Genomic DNA, 18,481 nt, shown 5'->3' with positions numbered 1-18,481 from the left:
TTAGCGGTTTCTCACCCTTGCCACATTTTCCCGGCTTCCGAAGACAAGAATACGGTCGCCGGCTTGCAGCCTTGTGTCCTGTTCGGGCAGGGAGTAGCAGTGCTTGCTTTCTCTTGTGGAGCAGATCAGCAGAACCTGGGCGTGGTAGCGTTTGCGGAAGTTCAATTCACCGAGAGTACGACCCTCCATTTCGCGGGGCACGGGGAAGTCTTCGAGAACATAGCCGCCGACGGTCTCGGTGACATGGCTTCTGACCGAGGAATCCATGCGACTGCCCAGACCCTGGGCCAGGTCTTCCTGAAGCATCGCCTGGTTGTAGGCGCGAATCAGGTCGTGCCGGACAAGAGTGCCGAGGGGTTTCTCCGATTGAGCAGGATCCAGGACGGGCATTTCCTCGATATTGCTTCGTCCGAACTGTCGCATGGCGAAGTCCAGGTCATCGTCGGGCCCAACGGTCGGGGGGTCCGTTTGAGCAACATCGAGAGCGATGAGGACATCGCCGAGAAGATCAATCTGCGGCAGGGCCCGCTTGACTTCGTCGAGAGTCAGGATGCCCTTCAGCCTTCCCTCGTCATCGAGCACAAAGCCCTCATGGCAACTGAACTCGGCCAACTGCGGCAAGACCCGGGACAGGGGCGTGGACTGGTTCACCGAGTCCATGCTCCGGCGCATGACTTCATCGACCCTCATCTTGCGGAGAACATTGTGATCCTTGCCCTTGAGCAGGTCGATGCCCTGTCTTGCCAGCTTGAAAGTGTAGATGGAATGCTGTTCGAGCTTCTGGCTGGTGATCGTGGCGAGAACTACGGAGATCATCAGGGGAAGCACGATGCCGTAGTCGCGGGTCATTTCGAAGATCATGATGATGGCCGTGATGGGGGCGTGAATCACTGCGGCCACAACAGCACCCATGCCGACCAGGGCATAGGCCCCGGACCCGGCAGTCCAGTCGGGGAAGAGACCGTGGAAGAACTGCCCGAAGAGTCCCCCGAACATGACACCCATAAAGAGGCTCGGAGCGAAGATGCCTCCCGAGTTCCCCGATCCGAGCGTGAGGCTCGTGGCCAGAATCTTGGCGAGAACCAGCAGTGCCAGACTCGCGAGAATGACTTCTCCGTTCATCGCGGCCTCAATGGCTTCGTAGCCGTTGCCGAGACTGCGCGGGGCCATGAGTCCGACCAGGCCGATGGAGAGTCCTCCGAGGGCGGTCTTCAGGGGAGTCCAGACCGGCAGGCGGTCTGCGACATCTTCCATTCGATGCAGGCTTTTCATGAAGGCCTGCGCGACAAAGGCGGCGAGAAGTCCGAGCAGGGCGTAGAGGAGAAGCTCACGACCGTCGGTGAGGGTTAGTCCTTCGGGAACCAGAAAGGCCGGGTCATCGCCGATGTAGCGGTGGCTGACCACCGTTGCCACCACAGCGCTGATGACCAGGGGCGCGAAGTAGCCCACACCGAAATCGGCAAGGATGACTTCCGCGCTGAAAAAGGCGCCGGCAATGGGAGCGTTGAAGGTGGCGGCGATTCCTGCCGTGGCTCCACAGGCGACGAGGGTTTTCATGCGAACGCTGTTGAGCTTCAGGGCCTGCCCGACGGTGCTCGCCATGGCCGCGCCAATCTGCACGATCGGCCCTTCCCGGCCCACGCTACCGCCGCTTGCAAGACAGAGGGCGCTGGCGAAGGTCTTTCCGAGAACGGTACGGCGGGGGATGACCCCGTTGCGGAGGTTCACGGACTTCATGACTTCAGGAACTCCGTGGCCCTTGGCCTCCGGCGCGAGAAAGCGAATGATCAGTCCGCCGAGAAGGCCGCCGAGTGTCGGAACCGCCAACTTCAGCCAGAGGGGAGCTTCGACAAAACGGGTGAGAAAGCTGTCGGAACCGCCCCAGGCCAGTTTGCGGAAGAAGTCGATGAGGAACTGGAAGAAGAGGTTGCCCAGTCCGCCGAGCACTCCGATGAGAACGGCGAGGATCATGAGGTAGAGATGGTCGCGGGAGCGGAAATCCCGAAGCAATTCTTCGAGAACTTCCCGGGGATTCCTGCCTAAATTGCGAAGAATCATGGCGTTCCTTTGACTGACCCGCCCCAAGCTAGCAGTCCATGTCAGAATGCGCAAGGAGGGGAGATTCCCTGTATTCCTCTTTTTTTGGGTTTTCAAATATTCCTGCTTGACAATATAGCGAAGAAGGCATAAATAGAGAGTGTCGGGGTCGGTAAGGAACCCACTCGCGGGAAGGAGCCCGCCCCGGCTACCGCAGGAGATGGTGAGAGATCAGGGGGAGGGACGCCGTCCCTCCCCTCCTGCCAAGGAAGTCCATGGCCGAGAGCCACAGAAGTGACGATTCCCTCCGTGCCCTTGCGCGGCATTTCCGCATGCTGTCCGAGCCCCTTCGTCTTCAGATTCTGGAGATTCTTGCGGAGGGGGAGCAGGGCGTGCAGGAACTCGTCTCACTTACGGGTCAGGCCCAGCCTCATGTCTCCCGTCAACTTTCCCTCTTGGCTGAATCCGGTTTTCTTCTGCGCCGCAAGGAAGGAACCCGCGTCTTCTACTCATTGAAAAACCGTCGTGTTCGCAAACTTCTTCAACTTGCCGAGCAGTCGCTTCGCGAGGAGTGGAGAGAGCTGCTGAAACGCATGGAGGAATGATGGAACGGAATCTCATTGCCCTGTTGATTCTATCTGCCTGTCTTGTTCTGCTGTGGATGGCTCGAGATAATCGCATTTCCATGGCTGGGCTGAAGGAAGGGCAGGTGCTCAGTGGTTTCAGCACCCAATGCCTCTATCTGGATGCATCGGGCAAGGTGATGGGAGTTCGTTTCCGCGACCTTCGCACGGACTTCCTTCTCGACTGCTTTGAGGTGCAGAGTGTTCCCCAGGGTTTTTTCTGGGTGAAGACCATCCCCTGGACCGATCAGGGCGAAGCTCACGCCTGCGAGCATCTTCTTCTGGGGAAGGGTCTGCGTGGCCGAGCCGTCTCTGCGCTCGAGGACATGAGTCTCTCCAGCAGCTCCGCCTGGACTTCGCAACTCAGCACGGTCTATCACTTCAACACTCTGGGCGGGAATGAGGCCTTCTACGAGCAACTGGAAACCCGCCTGGACGCACTTCTCAATCCCGACTTCACAGATGAGGAAATCCGCAGGGAAGTGGCTCATCTGGCAGTTGCCGAAGATCCCGAGAGCGGGGACTTGTACCTTGAAGAAAAGGGCACGGTGTTTACGGAGATGGTCTCCTCCTTTGAGGGGCCGGGCTACCCTCTCTGGCGGAAGATGGGAGACGACCTCTACGGGAAAGACCACCCCCTGGCCAATTCTGCCGGTGGACATCCGGACTCCATGCGAAACATGGTGCCCGAGGACATGTGGCAGTTTCACCGGGACTACTATCGGCCCTCGGGGATGGGACTGATTGCCAGTTTGCCAGAAAGCATCGGCATCGAGGAGTTTCTGGAGAACTTCGCAGGGATTCTTCAGCGTACTGCGCCGGAAGCAGGTACCGGGGAAACGCCGGGGCTCGGGAACTTCGACTTGCCTGCTCCCAGCCCTGCCAGAGACAAGGACCTGTCCTTCGTGAAGTACGGCAGCGACCATGCTTCCGACAAGAGCAGCCTGTCCCTGTTCTGGCCCGCCGGTCTCCAACTGGATTCCACGGAAGAACTGTGGATGGTGGTCTTCCTACAGAGCATTGCCAGTGGTCCCGGCTCCCCGCTCTATTCGGTGTTCCTGGATTCCCGAAGTCGGGAAATGGAATTGGGGGCGAGCTATGTTTCCGGCTACCTCAGCGAGCCGCCGATGCCCTATGTGAGTTTCAACATGGGTGGAATCGAAAGTGCCCGACTGGATGAGGAAGCCCTGGGGGAGGTCCGTCGCCTGATCCTTCGGGAGATCCGGAAGGTCCACGGCTTGAAGAACGGAAGCCCGGAACTGGAGGCATTCAATCATCGTGCCGAGAGCCATCTTCAGAGCATGAGGAAGTCAGCGGATAAGATTCTGAACTCTCCTCCCATGTTCGGTTTTCGCCGAAGCGGGCAGGCCGGGCGCTGGCAGGATCTTGTTCGCGAACTGGAGGCAGTGCCGGGCTTTCGAAAGTCACTGGTCTTTCGTGAGAGTTATGAAGAGGCGGAAAGAAGACTGCAAAGCGGAGAGAATCTCTGGCGAGCTTCGATCGAGTCTTGGGGACTGCTGGAATCCATGCCGCGAGGGATTGCCGTTCAGCCGGATCCCGAACCGCTCATTCGATCCCGGGAGGAAAGGGATCGTCGCATGACAGAAGCGCTGGATGGTTTCAAGGAGCAATGGTCGATGGAGGACGGGCAGGAGACCCTGCGACGCTTTCGCGATGACTTCGACAATAAGACAGCCGAACTCGATTCCATTGCAGGGGGCGATGAGATTCCCGGCTTCCTCGGCAATCCTCCCCTTTCCCTTGATCCGGAACTCGACTACCGGCTTGAGCAGTTGCAGGGCGGAGTAGAACTCTTTGCGGCCAGCTTCGAGAACATGTCGAGCGCAAGGCTCTCGATCTCCTTCCGACTCGATACTCTGGAGGATCGCTTTCTGGTTTGCCTTCCCATGCTCCCGGATCTCCTGAGTGATTCGGGCCTTCGGATGGACGGAGAGTGGATCGATGCGGAAAGCATGCGCGACCGGATCCGCCGGGAACTACTCTCCTTTTCCTCGCACTACGATCTTCAGCCTCTCACGGGGCGCAATGAACTTCGACTCAGTGCATCGGCCGCCAATCGAGGTGAGTCAGAGGCGCTTCTTCGCTGGATGAAGGCCGCTTTGCTGTCTCCCTGGATCGCTGAAGAGAACCTTCCGCGCATCCGGGATCTCGTGAGCCAGAATCTCGATTACCGCCGCAACCGAATGAAAGGCAGCGAAGAAAGCTGGGTGAACAATCCGGCGAATGCCTGGCTCTATCAGGACGATCCGGTATTCCTCTCCGCAGGGAGTTTCCTGACCCAGACCCATCACCTCTATCGACTTGGCTGGATGCTGGAGGACGCCGAACCCGGCTCTCTCGACTACCTCCAAAGCCTGGCGCATGAGGGCCAGATGCTGGAAAGAGAAGGGCTGAGGGATCTTCTCTCGAAAGGTCAGCAAGGACAGAGGGAAGAACTGCGTCTTGGGCTTCTGGCCTGCCTCGACGAGATCCCCGACAAAGGTCTCCGCGGGGACTGGTTTTATCTCTGTGCGCAGACGACGGAGGATCTTCAGATGCCTTCTTCGGATGCGCTTTCCCTGCTTCGCCAGTCTCTTCACCAGGTGCTTCGTGCCGGGAATGCCCGGATGACTCTTTGTGCCAATACAGGGTTCCAGGAGGAACTTCGTTCCGGGATCGAGGATCTCCTTCTTGCGCTTCCGCTGGAATCCCTGCCTTCGGTTTCCCGAAAAGGGAGCAGGCCACTGCTTGCGAGCCTCCTTGAGCGACAGCAGCTCGAAGAGGAGCCCATGACTCTTGGGCTTCTCAATCGAAACACGCGCAATGGAACGCTGGTCTTTTCCGCCCAGAGTTCTGAAGTCTGGGATCCCGATCCCGAGTCCATTCTGGATTGCCTCGCCCTTCGAAGCTATGGAGGGGGCGGCGGGCACGGTCTCTTCATGCGAACCTGGGCTGCCGGACTCGCCTATTCGAATGGCCCCGGCTACAGTTCGCAAAGCGGTCGCATTCGTTACTACGCCGAGCGATGCCCCGATGTTGCCCAGACCCTTCGTTTCGTGAGAGATGAAATCGCTTCTGCAGAAGTCGATGAGAGAAAGGCAGAGTATGCCGTTGCCGGTGTCTTCGGGTCCTCCCGGGCAGCCTCTTCCTATGAGGGACGCACTGCGAGCATGGCTTCGGATCTTGTCGACGGTTTCAGCCCCGAGAGGATTCGTGCTTACCGGGAGGAGGTTCTCTCGGTTCACAAGCGGGCGGACCTCCCGGGGCAACTTCAGTCCCGCCTTCATCGCGTGTACGGGAGGGTTCTTCCGGGTCTTACTTCGGAAGCCCGGCGGGGGCAGTTCTTTGTACTTGGCCCCGAGGAGCAGTTCCTGAAACTGGAAACATGGCTGGAAGAGTGCGGGGAGCCCGTTCGCATTCCCCGTCTTTGGCCCCGTGACTTCTGGATTCCCGGTGAGGTCTACCCCGGGACCACAAGATGAAATTCAGCACGGATCCCGACCAGCTCCGGCGCGAGATCCGGATCACTGTCTACCGAGCCTCCGGGCCCGGTGGACAGCATCGCAACACTACGGACAGCGCAGTACGCATCCAGCACTTTCCAAGTGGCCTGATTGTCACGGCCAGCGAATCAAGAAGCCAGCACGCCAATCGAAAACTGGCCATGGAGAGGCTCATTGCGAGACTTCGTATTCTCAACCGACCGAAGAAGAAACGGCGTCCCACGAAATTGCCCAGGCGCGTAAAAGAGGCGCGCCTTGCCGAGAAGAAGCGAAAGGGTGAGAAGAAGAAGCTACGGGGCAAGGTCTAAACACAAACCTCGTCCAGAATCTCGGCAATATCCCGCACCTTGATCTCTTCATTCCCTGCGTCCTTCAGGCCATCGCTCATCATGGTCGAGCAGAAGGGACAGGCCACCGCCACCGTTCCGCATCCCGTGGAAACCGCCTCTTCGGCACGATTGACATTGATGCGGCTTCCGAGATCCTCTTCCATCCACATCCTGCCGCCGCCGGCTCCGCAGCAGAATCCGTGTTCCCGGTTTCGGTCCATCTCAAGGAGTTCCAGTCCGGGAACCTGCTCCAGTGCTTCTCGCGGCGAGTCGTAGATGTCGTTGTGGCGACCCAGGTAGCAGGAATCGTGATAGCTGACCTTCTCTTCCAGTGAATTGCTGGCAAGAAGACGACCTTCATCGAGGAGTTCCTGCAGGAAGTCTGCATGATGGGTCACCTCGTAGTCGCCGCCAAAGTCGGGGTACTCGTGAGCCAGGCTGTTGAAGCAGTGGGGGCAGGCCGTGACCACCTTCCTGATCTTGTAGCGGTTCATCGTGTCGGCGTTGGCCTGCATCTGCATTTGCGCCAGGTACTCATTGCCGATCCTTCGGGCGGGATCGCCACAGCACTTCTCTTCTTCACCGAGGATGGCGAAATCCACGCCGGCTTTTTTCATCAGGCTTGCAAAGGCACGGCTGATCTTTTGGCTTTGCTCATCAAAACTCCCCATGCAGCCAACCCAGAAAAGAATCTCCGCATCGGGCTTTTCGGCGAGTGTCGGAATGTCCAGACCCGAAGTCCATTTGGCTCTTTCGGTGTAGGAGATTTGCCAGGGATTCTGATTGGTCTCCAGATTCTTGAAAGCGGCCTGCACTTCCGTCGGGAAGCTGGATCGCATCATGACGAGACTGCGGCGAAGGTCGACGATCTTTTCGATGTGCTCGATGAAGACGGGGCAGGATTGCTCGCAGGCGCCGCAGGTCGTACAACTCCAGAGGGCATCCGTCGAGATTACGCCCTCAATGAGGGAAGCTTTCGCCAGCTCACTGGCACTTTCCGGCAACTCCCCATCTCCCTGTAGAAGAGCACTTCCCTTGTCGATGATCTGTGCCTTTGCCTCGTGAACCAGGGCGTAGGGAGAAAGAGGCTTGTCCGTGGAATAGGCCGGGCAGTGCGCCTGACAACGTCCGCACTCGGTGCAGGCGTAGTGATCGAGCATCTGTTTCCAACTGAACTGGGTGACATCGTCCTTGCCGAACTGGGTGGCACTTGTGTCCGTGAAGTCGAGTTTCTGCAGAACGGCACGCGGCCCCAAACGCCTGAGAAAGATGTTTGGTGCCGCCATGAGAATGTGCAGGTGCTTGCTTGACGGGATGTAGGCGAGGAAGAAGAGAATGGCGAGCGTGTGAACCCACCAGTACAGGGCCACCGGCATTTCCGTGCTTCCGGCAAAGCTCGTGAAGAACATCGACACCGGACTCCAGCGCAGGGCGTGAAGGTCTCCGGCGAGATTCGATTCCGCAGCACGCGCCAGGAACATGAAGAGGACAAGACCGAAGATCAGGCTTAGAATAAACAGCGCTTCCCGTCCCGCCTTCGGATCGGAAGTTTCAAGGCGCCGGGGCTTGAGAATCAGTCTGCGGAAGAGGCTTGCAACAATGGCGACCAGAACTGCCAGTCCGAAGAAATCGAGGAGTCCTCCGAAGACAGCATTGCCGCTATCGCCGATCAGGGCCGCGTAGCTGTAGTCGGGATTGAAACCGCGGATGAAGGTTTCCAGGGTTCCCAGGCTCAGGAAGATGAAGCCCCAGAAAATGAAGAAGTGTCCGAAGCCATCCTTCTCTGCGATGACGCGGGCCTGGCCGAAGAAGTACTTCAGAAAGGCAAGGATTCTCCGACCGGTATCGCTGAAGCGATCCACGGGTTCCTCGCTGCCCAATTCCAGAATACGAAGAAGGCGAACGACCGTGATCGCAAAGCAGAGCAAGGTACCCAGAAGTACAAAGGCGAAGATCAGGTTACTCGGAAAGTGGCCGGGTAGCATTCGGACTCCTCTGTTTGATTTTCACGGAATTGTAATCCGCGCCGGGAAGCCGACAAGGGAAAAGAATCACGTTTCGGATATGCGGGGTTTCTTCCGAAATCTTGGGGCATGAAAAACCCGCCTTCCTTGCAGAAGACGGGCGAAAAAACAGGGCGGACTAGGGTCCGATTTCCATCCCCCGGGCGAGCGCCTTGCGGTTGGCCTCGATCAGGTTCTTCCGCTTCAGAGTGAAGGGGAGCGACTGCTCAATGGCTTCGGAACTGAGGATCCCGGTGTGTGCGATATAGGCTCCGAGCATCACCGTGTTCGCCATGCGGGTGCTTCCCAGTTCGTCTGCAATCTCGGTGGCGGGGACCGCGATGATCTCAATGTCTTCCCGTGTCGGTTTTACATCGATGATCGTGGAGTCGTAGATGAGGAGCGCCCCGGGCTTCAGTTCCGCTACGAATTTCTCCATGCTCGGGCGGTTGAAAGCCAGAAGGACATCGGGGTGGGAAACCGTGGGGCTTCCGATTTCATGTTCGCTGAGGTTGACGAAGCAGTAAGCCGTTCCGCCACGCATCTCCGGGCCGTAGCTGGGGATCCAGCTACTGTGCATTCCCTGCTCCATGCCAGCGTTCGCCAGTATGGCCCCTGCGGACAGGATTCCCTGCCCTCCAAAACCGGCCAGCTTGATGCTGGGGTTGGAGTACTTCGAGTCGGAAAGTTCGGCAGGGAAGGCCGTCGGTTCTTCCCGCTTGAGATCCAGTTCCTTCAGGATCGCTTCCTTGCCGGGATCTCCCTTTTTGCGGAACCAGGGTTCCCGTTCCTTGCGGAGATCCTTGAAGACACCCAGAGGAAAGTAGGGGGCCATGTTTTTCTGCATCCAGTCATACTGATCGGTCGTGTCCACCTTCCATCCGGAAGGACAGGCACTGAGCATTTCAATCAGGGAGAATCCCTTGCCCTCCATCTGGCACTTGATCGCGTTGCGGATCGCAATGCGGGTCTTGGCGATGGACTTGTTGTCCCAGACTGCGGTCCTTTGCACCAGAGTCGGCCCATCGAGTTGGGAAAGAAGTTCTGCGACCTTCATCGGGGGGCCTTCGTTTTCCTGACTTCGACCGTAGGGAGTGGTGGTGGTCTTCATGCCGGGAAGCGAGGTCGGCGCCATCTGCCCTCCGGTCATCCCGTAGATGGCATTGTTCACGAAGAAGACCGTGATCGGCTCTCCCCGGTTTGCCGCCTGGAGGATGTTGTTGCCGCCGATGGCCGCAAGATCGCCGTCTCCCTGGTAGCTGATGACGATGGCTTCGGGGTTCGCACGCTTGACGGCCGTGGCAATGGCCGGAGCGCGACCGTGCGCTGCCTGGATGTTACCCGCAGCGAAATAGTAATAGGCAAAAACGGAGCATCCCACGGGGCTGACAAAGATCGTGCGATCGGCGATGTCGAAATCCTCAATGGCCTCGGCAATCAGCTTGTGAATGATCCCATGTCCGCAACCTGGACAGTAGTGGGTGTTTTCATTGTCTCCGGGCTTCCGGTAAAAGGTCTCGTAGAATCCCTTTTCATTGCCCAGGATCGTCTTTGCCATCGCTCTCTCCTCAGGCTCTGCTGCCGGCAGCAGTTTGAAGTTTCGCCTCCAGAACCTCGTACACTTCCTCCACCGTCGGCACTTGGCCGCCCATTCTTCCATAGAAATAAACCGGGCGGCGCCCCAAGACGGCCAGCTTTACATCGTCGACCATCTGTCCCGCGTTCAGTTCCACGGTCAGGAAGCTCTGGGCCGTGTCGCAAAGCTTGCGGATCTCCTCCGAGGGGAAGGGCCAGAGAGTCCGCGGGCGAAGCAGCCCCACCTTCAGCCCGTTTTCGCGGGCCCTCTCCACCACGCTGTGGAGAATGCGACTGACGATGCCGAATCCGATCAGCACGAGATCCGCATCTTCGGTTTGAAAGCGCTCAAAGCGGACTTCTTCTTCCCGGATTGCCTGATACTTCTTCTGAAGATGAAGGTTGTGATCCTCCAGTTTATCCGGATCAAGGTGGATGGAAGTCACCAGGTTCTTCTGGATGTCGTTTTCCAGTTTCAGGGTCCAGTCCTTCTCGGGCGGATCGCCCTCGGGCTCGTGAAACTCCACGGGCTCCATCATCTGGCCAACATAGCCATCGGCGAGAAGGAAGACCGGGTTGCGCCACTTGTCGGCAAGGTCGAAGGCCAGGCTGGTCATGTCGGCCATTTCCTGGGCGCCATTGGGCGCGAGAGTGATGACTTCATAACTGCCGTGCCCACCGCCTTTCACAACCTGATTGTAGTCGGACTGTTCGGGGGCGATGTTTCCGAGCCCCGGGCCTCCGCGCATGATATCCACGATGACGCAGGGAAGTTCTGCACCGCAAAGATAGCTGATCCCTTCCATCTTCAGGCTGATCCCGGGACTGGAGGAGGCGGTCATGGTTCTTTCGCCCGCGCCTGCCGCGCCGTAGACCATGTTGATCGAGGCAATTTCACTTTCGGCCTGCAGGAAGGTGCGGCCGAGTCGGGGGAAGAGGAGGGCGGCGGCATGGGCGATTTCGCTGGCTGGCGTGATGGGATATCCATAGAAGGACTCACAGCCGGAGAGAAGGGCCGCCTTGATGATGGCCTCGTTTCCCTTGATCAGTTCTCGCGACATACGTCTCCTTTAGGCGGCCTCGAACTCGGCACCCTTCTTGTAGACGGTAATGGCAAATGGCTCCGGGCAGGCGTAGTAACACATGCCGCAGCCTGTGCAATCTTTGCCCGTGTATTCGGCGGGGTGGAAGCCTCGGGAGTTGTAGCCCTCAACCTGGAAGAGGACATCCTGGGGGCAGGCCTGCACGCAGAGCCCGCAACCCTTGCAGTGCTCAGGAGAAACAACGGTGATGGGATCTTTGATTATTCTCGACATGGGGCCTCTTCAATCCTGCTTCCCTGGGAAGCGTCGTGTAAGATGCCCTAATAAACTAGGAATAGGCGGGGGCAATGTCAAGATGACCCCGGAGTCCTAATTCCTTGCAAGGTGTGCAATTACAACATTTTCAAGGACTTCCAATTTACCGAGAAAAAGACAGGAAACTGGTGATTGAAATCAGTGCCAGGGGGTTTCCTCACTGCCTTCATAGTCGTCGAGGCTGGGGCGACTCACCTGACAGGACTCCTGTTCGCTTTCGGGGATTTCCTCCAGAGAAAGAAGAACCTCCCCTTCACCGGATTCATCGGGGTTCTCTTCCCCGGCGAGAAGGGCCTCAATGTCTGCCGGAAGGGCATCTCCGACACCGGGAACTTCCGCGCGGTGTTCCTCCTGTCCTTCATCTTTCTCTGCAAGGATGTGGTCGAGGATCTCGTCAGCCACCTGAAGAAAAGCCTGGGCTGCGCCCCCACTCCTGTTGAAAGACATGACAGGTTTTCCGCGCTGGGCTACTTCGGCAAGACGGATGCTTCGCGGGATGAGGGTTCTGAATACCTTTCCCGGGAAATCCTCCTGCGCTCGCTGCAGCACGGAGTTTGACATTCGCGTACGAAGGTCTACCTGGTTGAGAAGCACTCCCTCAAGTTCAGGGACGGAAAAGCCCTGCTGCTCGAGTCCGGCAAGAGCATCAAAGAGTCTCGGCAGGGATCGGTAGGCCAGTTCTTCGGCCTGCAAGGGAACCAGCAAGGTGTCGGCAGACTGCAGGGCGGCAACAGTGAGAGGTCCCAGATTCGGGGGGCAGTCGAGAAGGCAGAAATCATAGCCCTCTTTCAGCGCAAGCAGTTTTTCTCGCAGGCTCTCCGGGTTGATGGCCGCCCAGCCGAGGAGTTGGTCTTCTTCATCCCAGCTCCAGACATTGCTGCTGACGAAGTCCAGGTTCCCGATTCCCGTGGGCTGTACGCTAAGATCCACGCGGCCCTCCGGCTCAAAGAACTCCGGCAGCCCCCGGTCGATGGAAAGGGGATCCCTTCCGAAACTGCTCGCCAGCCCGCACTGAGGGTCAACTCCCAGGATCAGAGTCGAGAAACCCTTCGAAGCCAGAGCTGCCCCCAGATTCACCGATACCGTTGTTTTGCCCACTCCGCCCTTGGGGCAGGCGACTGCCACGACTCGAGCCATGGTACTCCTTGTCTCCGTGAAGGTTGTGTTCCCGAAGTTGCCAATGTGAAGGGGTGCAGTCTAGTGTCCGGATCGGGAATATGCAATCGAATTTCTCATTTCTGGCCGGAGCTAAAATCTGACCAGAACAAAAAAACTGTCCAAAGGAGGGAAAAGTTGCAAGCATCCCCGGAAAAGGGGGGGGGCATGGCGAAGCACAGACTCCATGTGGAAGGGCTTGAGAACACGGGGGACATGGAGAGGCTCCGGCGCAGACTGCTCGCCATTCCCGGGGTGCAGTCGGTCAGTGCGGATCTTCTGACCCGGCAATTTCGGGTGGAAGGTCCCGGGCACCTGCCCCTGCTCGGTCTGCTGGAAACCGTGCATGCCGCCGGTTTCTGGGCCGATCCTCTTCCTGCTGAAGAGCTTTTTCCGGATCTGAACGCCGAACGCAGTTTGGCGCGCAGGGGAACCCTCCGTGCCGCGTTGCTCTGCCTGCCGCCCCTCCTGGTTGACCTGCTGGCTCTTCCGGTCTTTCCGCTGCTGGCCGCTCTCTGGAATCTGCTCGCCCTGTTTCTGCTCTTTCCTCCTCTCTTTTCCCCGGCCTTCACTTCCCGCGGGAAGCCCGTGCCGGGGCTTCTCCTTCTTCGCTTTTTCGGGCTGCTCCTGCTATTTCCGGCGAGCATTCTGGGTGAGGGCATGGCGAGCCTGCCAACGCTGGCGCTTCTGATTCTTGTTCTCTCCCGCAATCTGGAGAAAGCGATGATTGCTGTCATCCGAAGTCTGGAGCCACGCTCCCCGGAGGGACTGTCGGAGCTTTTTGCGAGGAAACCGGAAGAGCAGGAGGAACTGGAGCGCCTTTCCATTCATGCGCCCCTGGTTCTTATGGGCGCATCCCTGATCTCTGCGAGCATTGCCTGGACGCGGGGCCTGCCCCTGCCGGGGATTCTGATGTCGGCTGCCGCCCCGCTCTTTCTTTTGTCACCCCGAAGTCTCGGCCTTGTGCTGTCTCCGACTCTTCTGGTCGCGGCACTTCTTGCCATGAGACGGGGAGCCTGGATTCGGGATCTTCCCGGTTTTGCCAGCCTGTCTTCGGTTCGCAGGATCGCCTTTGACCGACTGGGAGTGCTGGGCCAGGGCAAGGCCCGGGTCGAGCGAATGGAACTACTGGGAAAAGAACCCAGTGAGAAGGTCTGTGCCCTTGTCAGCGCATCCCTCGAGGAAGCCGAGCATCCATACCTGAAGGCAATTGCCGACTTTGCCTCCCGAAGAAGTGAGGGGGGCGCAAAGGTGCTTTCAGTTCTTCGCAGTCCGGGTGCCGGGCTGAGGGCGGAAGTGGCAGGGCGAACTCTTCTGCTTGGTTATGACTGGTTTCTGGTAAAAGAGGGCGTGCTGCTGGAGGAAGCATCGAGGGAAGCACTGGAGGATGCCTCTCTTTCTCCGGTCTACCTGGCACTCGATGGAGATCTTGCCGCTGTCTTTGGCATTGCCGATGAGGACTCTCCGGAAATGCCCGGCCTGCTTCGTCGCCTGAGAAGAAAGGGTGTCGAGTCGCTCCTTCTCTCCGGGGAAGCGCCCCATGTGATTGAAGCGATCGGGAAGAGGGCGGGGTTGGGTCTCTCCCGTGGCGGACTCTCTCCCGATGAAAGGGCAAGGGTGTTGCTGGAGGGAGAGGGCCTCTCCCTGGCTCTTGGAACCGGAAGTCCCGATGCGGCGCTTCTTGCGGCCGCTAACCTTGCCATGAGCATTGGAAGCGAGGAGAGCATCTCCGGGAAGCTGGACGCGAGGATTCCGTCCGGCAATCTCTCTCTCCTCCATGATCTCCTGTCCCTGTCCCGCTATGCCCTGAGCATTTTGCGACTGCACCGCCGCCTGCTCTTTCTTTTCCCCGCCATTCTCCTGCCTTTGGCCCTTGCCGGAATTGCCAGCCCTCTTTTCCTGCTCTTCTTTGCCGAGCTTTTACCCCTGCTCTTTCTTCTCGGCGCTCTCCGTCTTCAAACATTCTCCTTTGAAAGCGTTCGAAAGACCAGTGATTGACTTGGCTTTCTCTCTTTGTATCTTGGACTCAGGGAAAGGAGCCTAATGGCACTTTATGCAAAGACCACGATTGAATTCTGCGTAGTTTGAAACTACGAACCGGTGGCGGCCAGTTTGGCTGCGAAAATCAACAATCGCTGTGGCTTCATGCCCGAGATGATTCGCTCGGGCGGCGGAGTCTACGAGATCAAGGTGGGGGATGACCTGCTCTTCTCCAAGAAGGCGAAGGGACGGTTCCCCGAAGAGAGCGAAGAGGAGATAATCATCGAGGAGATTCTCCGACGCCTCGGGAAATGATGTTTCGTCAAAAATCCTATTATCGAAAACTCGATGCCATTCTGGATCGCATTGGGGAGTCCGGGGATTCCCGTTCCTCTCTTGCCGGAATGATCGACCAGATTATCGAGGCCTTTAGCGGGGACCTCGGCATCACCAGTGGCCGTCTCTATTCCCGGGACGGCTCTGACTATCTATTGGCTCACAGCACGAGTGCGAAGCTTGAAGGGCTGCGGATTCCTTCGGACTATCCTCCCGTCAAGACGATTCTGGAAAACAGGATCGTGACCATGGACGAGAGTTTTCCCGGCTACGATCCCGCGATTGAGGCTCCCCTGAATCTGGGGCGGGTGGCCGCGTTTTCCCTCTCCCGCGGGTTCTTTCTGGTTTCCTTCGGACTGGACAGCAGTCTGGAGGAAGAGTCCCAGCTTTTCGCCCTCAGCACTATTCGCCACATCCTGTCCCTGCGTTTGCGGCAGGCAGAGGTCGAGGAAGAGATTGACCGGGCCGAAGCGATTCAGCTCAGTTTGCTGCCCCAGAAGCCGCCGGTCTTTGCAGGTTTCGATCTGGCTTCCCGAAGTGAGCCAGCGGAAGCCCAGGCTGTTGGAGGCGACTTCCACGACTTTATCGAACTTTCGGAACACTCTCTGGGCATTGCACTCGGAGATGCCAGCGGCCATGGACTGCCAGCGGCACTGCAGGCCCGCGATGCGGTCACCGGTCTTCGCATGGGCGTGGAAAGGGAGTTCAAGATCACGGCCGTCATTCGCAGGCTGAACCGGGTGATTCATGCGAGCAACCTTTCCACCCGCTTCGTGAGTCTCTTTTACGGGGAACTGGAGTCCAACGGCAATCTGATCTATGTGAATGCCGGGCACTGTCTGCCTCTGCTTCTTGATGAGAATGGCGAGCTTCATCGTCTCGATACAGGGGGAACCATCCTCGGGCCCACTCCGGATGCGGATTACCAGCGAGGCTTTGTGACGATGAATCCCGGAAGCCGGGTACTGATTTTCAGCGACGGTTTGAGCGAACGCTCCCGGGGACGGGAGGATTTCGGGGAGGAGCGTCTACTCGACCTCTTCCGGGAATGCGCCTCCCTCGATTCCCGCGCCACGCTGGACCGGATTTTTGAAGAGCTTCGCCTCTTCGGCGGATCCTCTCCCTGGGAAGACGATGTTTCCGCCCTGGTGATCCGGGCGCTTGATTCCTGACAGTTGACAGTTTATGGGAGTCCTGCTAATTTATCGATTCAGGACTTCTTATTCCGTTTAGGGGGGATCTGTGCTCTACTCCAAAGCCAGTGAATACGCAATCCGGGCCATGGTCTATCTTGCCGAGCAGCCAGAAGGCGAACTGATCCAGTTGAAGGAAGTAGCCAAGAAGGAAGACATTCCCTTCCATTTTCTCGCCAAGACCATGCAGATTCTCTCGCGTAGAGGCTTGGTGCGCAGTCACCGCGGGCCCCGGGGTGGTTTCTGCCTTGCTCGGAAGTCTTCGGAAATCCGCCTCTACGACATCGTCGATCCCATTGATCACATCGCCAACTCCGATGAGATATGCATTCTGGGCATCCATCCCTGCAATGACGAGGCACCTTGCCCTCTTCACGATCAGTGGAAGGTCATCCGTTCGAACATCCGGGAGACTCTGGAGCACAGCACCCTCTATGACATGGTGGGCAAGCTGGAGGCCAAGCGGGCCCTGATGAAGGAGAAAGGCTTGACCCCGCCTCAGCAATAGCCTATATTCAGGATCAAGAAATCCGAATTGCCTTCGGGCGGAGCGAGTCGATGGACTGAGAGGATTTCGGAGAATCAATGGGCCGGTGATCTGGTCACCGTGGTAAGCAGTGAGGGGTAAGCTGAGGTCCGCTCTCCGGAACAGTGAGGGGGTTCTGATTCGCTTCGCCCTCTTTTATTGTGAAGCTCATCCCTGCCCTGGAATCTACTTCCTGATTTCCCTCAAGAGATGACCCAGTTCGGGCAGAATGATCCTGTTCATGGCCGTGTGTAGTGCCCCTGGGGAGCCGGGCAGGGCGAAGAGAGCCTGTTGTTTGCGGACACCCGCCAGGGCTCGACTGAGGATGCTGGCGGAACCGATTTCCTCGTAGCTCAATGCCCGGAAGAGCTCCCCAAATCCCGGAAGTGTGCGATCGCAAAGTCTCTCGACCACTTCCACGGTACCATCGCGCGTGGACACACCGGTTCCACCGGTCAGGATGACGGCATCGCAGTCTTCCAATTCGAGAAGGCGCAAGATGCAGGCTTCGATTTCAGAGGCTTCATCGGGGACAATATCCCGGGAGAGAACCCGGTGTCCCGCCTCTTCCAGAGCCTCCACAATCACGGGCCCTCCCCGATCACTGCGTTCGTCTCGCGTGTCGCTGACGGTGATCACAGCACAGGCGATGTTCTCCGGTGCTTCCCTGCGATGTTCTTCATGGGGTTTCATGTTCTTCTCATAGCACAGCAAGCCAGGATACGCTAGCCTGAAGCATGGACGCGCGAAAACAGGACATCCGGAGGAAGCTGCTTCGCTGGTTTGACGAGCATCGAAGCCCCATGCCCTGGCGCAATGATCCCTCGCCCTACCGTGTCTGGATTTCTGAAATCATGTTGCAACAGACGAGAGTGGCGACGGTGATTCCCTATTATGAACAGTTCATGCAACGCTTCCCCGACCTTCCCTCTCTTGCAGAAGCCGGGGAAGAGGAACTCCTCTCTCTTTGGAGCGGGCTGGGCTACTACTCCCGTGCCAGAAATCTCCACCGTGCAGCGAAGATCCTGATTCGTGAACACGGGGGAAACTTTCCCTGCGAAACAAGGCTCCTGAGAACCCTGCCGGGGATCGGGGAATACACGGCCGGCGCACTGGCATCCATTGCCTTCGGTCTGCCCGAAGTCTCGATTGACGGAAACCAGGTTCGGGTGCTCACGCGTCTGGAAGCCCTCGGAGGTGATCCCACCCGAAAGCCTCTCGCTGCTCAGCTTCGTGAACTGGCCGGGGAATGGGTGAAAGGCGAGAGACCGGGCGACTGGAACCAGGCAGTCATGGAGTTCGGGGCACGGGTCTGCAAGCCACAGAACCCGCAGTGCGGGGATTGTCTTCTGTCGGAACACTGTCTGGCTCTTACGGAAAAACGGGTAGGCGAAATCCCTGAATTGCCCTCCAGAGAACCGCCGGTTCCCATTGAAGTTCAGGTCGGTGTCTTTGAAGAGGGAGGGGAACTTCTCCTTTGCCGATTGAAGCGTCCCTTTCTTTCGGGAATGTGGAATCTTCCCTGGAGAGTGCGCAGGGGTGCGGGCCTTCTTGCAGAAGAGGAATGGGGGGATTTGGGCCTCCGGGTGCGGGAGGAGAGAGAGGTCGCGGAAACGAAGACCACGATTACCCGCTACCGGATTCTGCAGAAGAGAGTGGAGGGCCGGGCCGAGCTTCCCCCGGGAGATGAGTACCGCTACTTCAGTCCCGAAGAGTTGAAGTCGATCGGCCTTCCGGCCTTCAGCCGTAAAATTCTGAATCTCAGTACAGGGACTTGAGACAGTCCCAGCGCAGGTTCAGATAACTCGTTTCCGGCACTGCGGTCAGGTTTGTGGAGAGCAGAATGCTGTTGCAGGCTCCACC

15 protein-coding genes are annotated in these 18,481 nt (G+C 58.2%); 8 read left to right on the top strand and 7 right to left on the bottom strand.

What is annotated here, in order from left to right; all coding sequences use genetic code 11:
- Nucleotides 1-2,058 (bottom strand): chloride channel protein, encoded by a 2,058-nt coding sequence (locus QGH30_07255; GenBank protein ID MDP7022130.1) that lies wholly within the window; start codon nt 2,056-2,058, stop codon nt 1-3.
- Between the two features lie 254 nt (nt 2,059-2,312).
- On the opposite strand from QGH30_07255, the gene QGH30_07250 reads away from it, so the two are divergent.
- From QGH30_07250 to QGH30_07240, 3 genes are read left to right on the top strand one after another with little or no spacing between them, the layout of a single operon-like run.
- A complete protein-coding gene (locus QGH30_07250) occupies nt 2,313-2,642 on the top strand; it encodes a metalloregulator ArsR/SmtB family transcription factor (GenBank protein MDP7022129.1) in 330 nt (109 codons plus the stop codon).
- Nucleotides 2,642-6,142, top strand: coding sequence for a hypothetical protein (locus QGH30_07245; protein MDP7022128.1), 3,501 nt, complete (start codon nt 2,642-2,644; stop codon nt 6,140-6,142). The genes QGH30_07250 and QGH30_07245 overlap by 1 nt, the downstream gene beginning before the upstream one ends.
- Nucleotides 6,139-6,471 carry a peptide chain release factor-like protein gene (locus QGH30_07240; GenBank protein ID MDP7022127.1) on the top strand — a complete coding sequence of 111 codons (333 nt, stop codon included), beginning with the start codon at nt 6,139-6,141 and terminating at the stop codon, nt 6,469-6,471. The genes QGH30_07245 and QGH30_07240 overlap by 4 nt, the downstream gene beginning before the upstream one ends.
- Here the strand turns inward: QGH30_07240 and QGH30_07235 are convergent.
- The 5 genes from QGH30_07235 to QGH30_07215 all read right to left on the bottom strand — a co-directional run bounded on the left by QGH30_07235 (nt 6,468) and on the right by QGH30_07215 (nt 12,565).
- Entirely contained in the window at nt 6,468-8,477 is a 2,010-nt protein-coding gene (locus QGH30_07235) for a (Fe-S)-binding protein (protein MDP7022126.1), read from the bottom strand. The two genes, QGH30_07240 and QGH30_07235, sit on opposite strands and share 4 nt — an antisense overlap.
- A 157-nt stretch (nt 8,478-8,634) precedes the next feature.
- Entirely contained in the window at nt 8,635-10,053 is a 1,419-nt protein-coding gene (locus tag QGH30_07230) for a 2-oxoacid:acceptor oxidoreductase family protein (protein ID MDP7022125.1), read from the bottom strand.
- 10 nt (nt 10,054-10,063) lie between these two features.
- Nucleotides 10,064-11,131, bottom strand: a complete 1,068-nt coding sequence (locus tag QGH30_07225; protein ID MDP7022124.1) for a 3-methyl-2-oxobutanoate dehydrogenase subunit VorB — start codon at nt 11,129-11,131, stop codon at nt 10,064-10,066.
- A gap of 9 nt (nt 11,132-11,140) precedes the next feature.
- Complete coding sequence (locus QGH30_07220; GenBank protein MDP7022123.1) at nt 11,141-11,386, bottom strand: 4Fe-4S binding protein; 246 nt, start codon at nt 11,384-11,386, stop codon at nt 11,141-11,143.
- A gap of 180 nt (nt 11,387-11,566) precedes the next feature.
- A complete protein-coding gene (locus tag QGH30_07215; protein MDP7022122.1) occupies nt 11,567-12,565 on the bottom strand; it encodes a ParA family protein in 999 nt (332 codons plus the stop codon).
- A gap of 186 nt (nt 12,566-12,751) precedes the next feature.
- On the opposite strand from QGH30_07215, the gene QGH30_07210 reads away from it, so the two are divergent.
- The 4 genes from QGH30_07210 to QGH30_07195 all read left to right on the top strand — a co-directional run bounded on the left by QGH30_07210 (nt 12,752) and on the right by QGH30_07195 (nt 16,600).
- Complete coding sequence (locus tag QGH30_07210; protein MDP7022121.1) at nt 12,752-14,581, top strand: HAD family hydrolase; 1,830 nt, start codon at nt 12,752-12,754, stop codon at nt 14,579-14,581.
- A gap of 102 nt (nt 14,582-14,683) precedes the next feature.
- Nucleotides 14,684-14,878 carry an Rdx family protein gene (locus QGH30_07205; GenBank protein MDP7022120.1) on the top strand — a complete coding sequence of 65 codons (195 nt, stop codon included), beginning with the start codon at nt 14,684-14,686 and terminating at the stop codon, nt 14,876-14,878.
- Nucleotides 14,878-16,071, top strand: coding sequence for a PP2C family protein-serine/threonine phosphatase (locus QGH30_07200; GenBank protein MDP7022119.1), 1,194 nt, complete (start codon nt 14,878-14,880; stop codon nt 16,069-16,071). The genes QGH30_07205 and QGH30_07200 overlap by 1 nt, the downstream gene beginning before the upstream one ends.
- A 70-nt stretch (nt 16,072-16,141) precedes the next feature.
- The gene (locus QGH30_07195; protein MDP7022118.1) at nt 16,142-16,600 is read left to right on the top strand and encodes an Rrf2 family transcriptional regulator; all 459 of its coding nucleotides are present in this window, start codon (nt 16,142-16,144) and stop codon (nt 16,598-16,600) included.
- 204 nt (nt 16,601-16,804) lie between these two features.
- Here QGH30_07195 and QGH30_07190 read toward each other — a convergent pair whose 3' ends face one another.
- Nucleotides 16,805-17,311 carry a molybdenum cofactor biosynthesis protein B gene (locus tag QGH30_07190; GenBank protein ID MDP7022117.1) on the bottom strand — a complete coding sequence of 169 codons (507 nt, stop codon included), beginning with the start codon at nt 17,309-17,311 and terminating at the stop codon, nt 16,805-16,807.
- Nucleotides 17,312-17,355: 44 nt separating this feature from the next.
- On the opposite strand from QGH30_07190, the gene QGH30_07185 reads away from it, so the two are divergent.
- Nucleotides 17,356-18,396, top strand: coding sequence for an A/G-specific adenine glycosylase (locus QGH30_07185; protein MDP7022116.1), 1,041 nt, complete (start codon nt 17,356-17,358; stop codon nt 18,394-18,396).
- Nucleotides 18,397-18,481: the final 85 nt, after the last annotated feature.

The organism is Candidatus Krumholzibacteriia bacterium (assembly GCA_030748535.1).
GTDB lineage: Bacteria > Krumholzibacteriota > Krumholzibacteriia > JACNKJ01 > JACNKJ01 > JASMLU01.
The sequence above is the reverse complement of the archived record's forward strand: the minus strand, read 5'-3'. Positions and strand labels throughout refer to the sequence as shown.

Excerpts from the sequence above, each read along its gene's own strand:
- QGH30_07255 (MDP7022130.1), bottom strand. The coding sequence starts at position 2,058 with ATGATTCTTCGCAATTTAGGCAGGAATCCCCGGGAAGTTCTCGAAGAA.
- QGH30_07250 (MDP7022129.1), top strand. The coding sequence starts at position 2,313 with ATGGCCGAGAGCCACAGAAGTGACGATTCCCTCCGTGCCCTTGCGCGG.
- QGH30_07245 (MDP7022128.1), top strand. The coding sequence starts at position 2,642 with ATGGAACGGAATCTCATTGCCCTGTTGATTCTATCTGCCTGTCTTGTT.
- QGH30_07240 (MDP7022127.1), top strand. The coding sequence starts at position 6,139 with ATGAAATTCAGCACGGATCCCGACCAGCTCCGGCGCGAGATCCGGATC.
- QGH30_07235 (MDP7022126.1), bottom strand. The coding sequence starts at position 8,477 with ATGCTACCCGGCCACTTTCCGAGTAACCTGATCTTCGCCTTTGTACTT.
- QGH30_07230 (MDP7022125.1), bottom strand. The coding sequence starts at position 10,053 with ATGGCAAAGACGATCCTGGGCAATGAAAAGGGATTCTACGAGACCTTT.
- QGH30_07225 (MDP7022124.1), bottom strand. The coding sequence starts at position 11,131 with ATGTCGCGAGAACTGATCAAGGGAAACGAGGCCATCATCAAGGCGGCC.
- QGH30_07220 (MDP7022123.1), bottom strand. The coding sequence starts at position 11,386 with ATGTCGAGAATAATCAAAGATCCCATCACCGTTGTTTCTCCTGAGCAC.
- QGH30_07215 (MDP7022122.1), bottom strand. The coding sequence starts at position 12,565 with ATGGCTCGAGTCGTGGCAGTCGCCTGCCCCAAGGGCGGAGTGGGCAAA.
- QGH30_07210 (MDP7022121.1), top strand. The coding sequence starts at position 12,752 with ATGGCGAAGCACAGACTCCATGTGGAAGGGCTTGAGAACACGGGGGAC.
- QGH30_07200 (MDP7022119.1), top strand. The coding sequence starts at position 14,878 with ATGTTTCGTCAAAAATCCTATTATCGAAAACTCGATGCCATTCTGGAT.
- QGH30_07190 (MDP7022117.1), bottom strand. The coding sequence starts at position 17,311 with ATGAAACCCCATGAAGAACATCGCAGGGAAGCACCGGAGAACATCGCC.
- QGH30_07185 (MDP7022116.1), top strand. The coding sequence starts at position 17,356 with ATGGACGCGCGAAAACAGGACATCCGGAGGAAGCTGCTTCGCTGGTTT.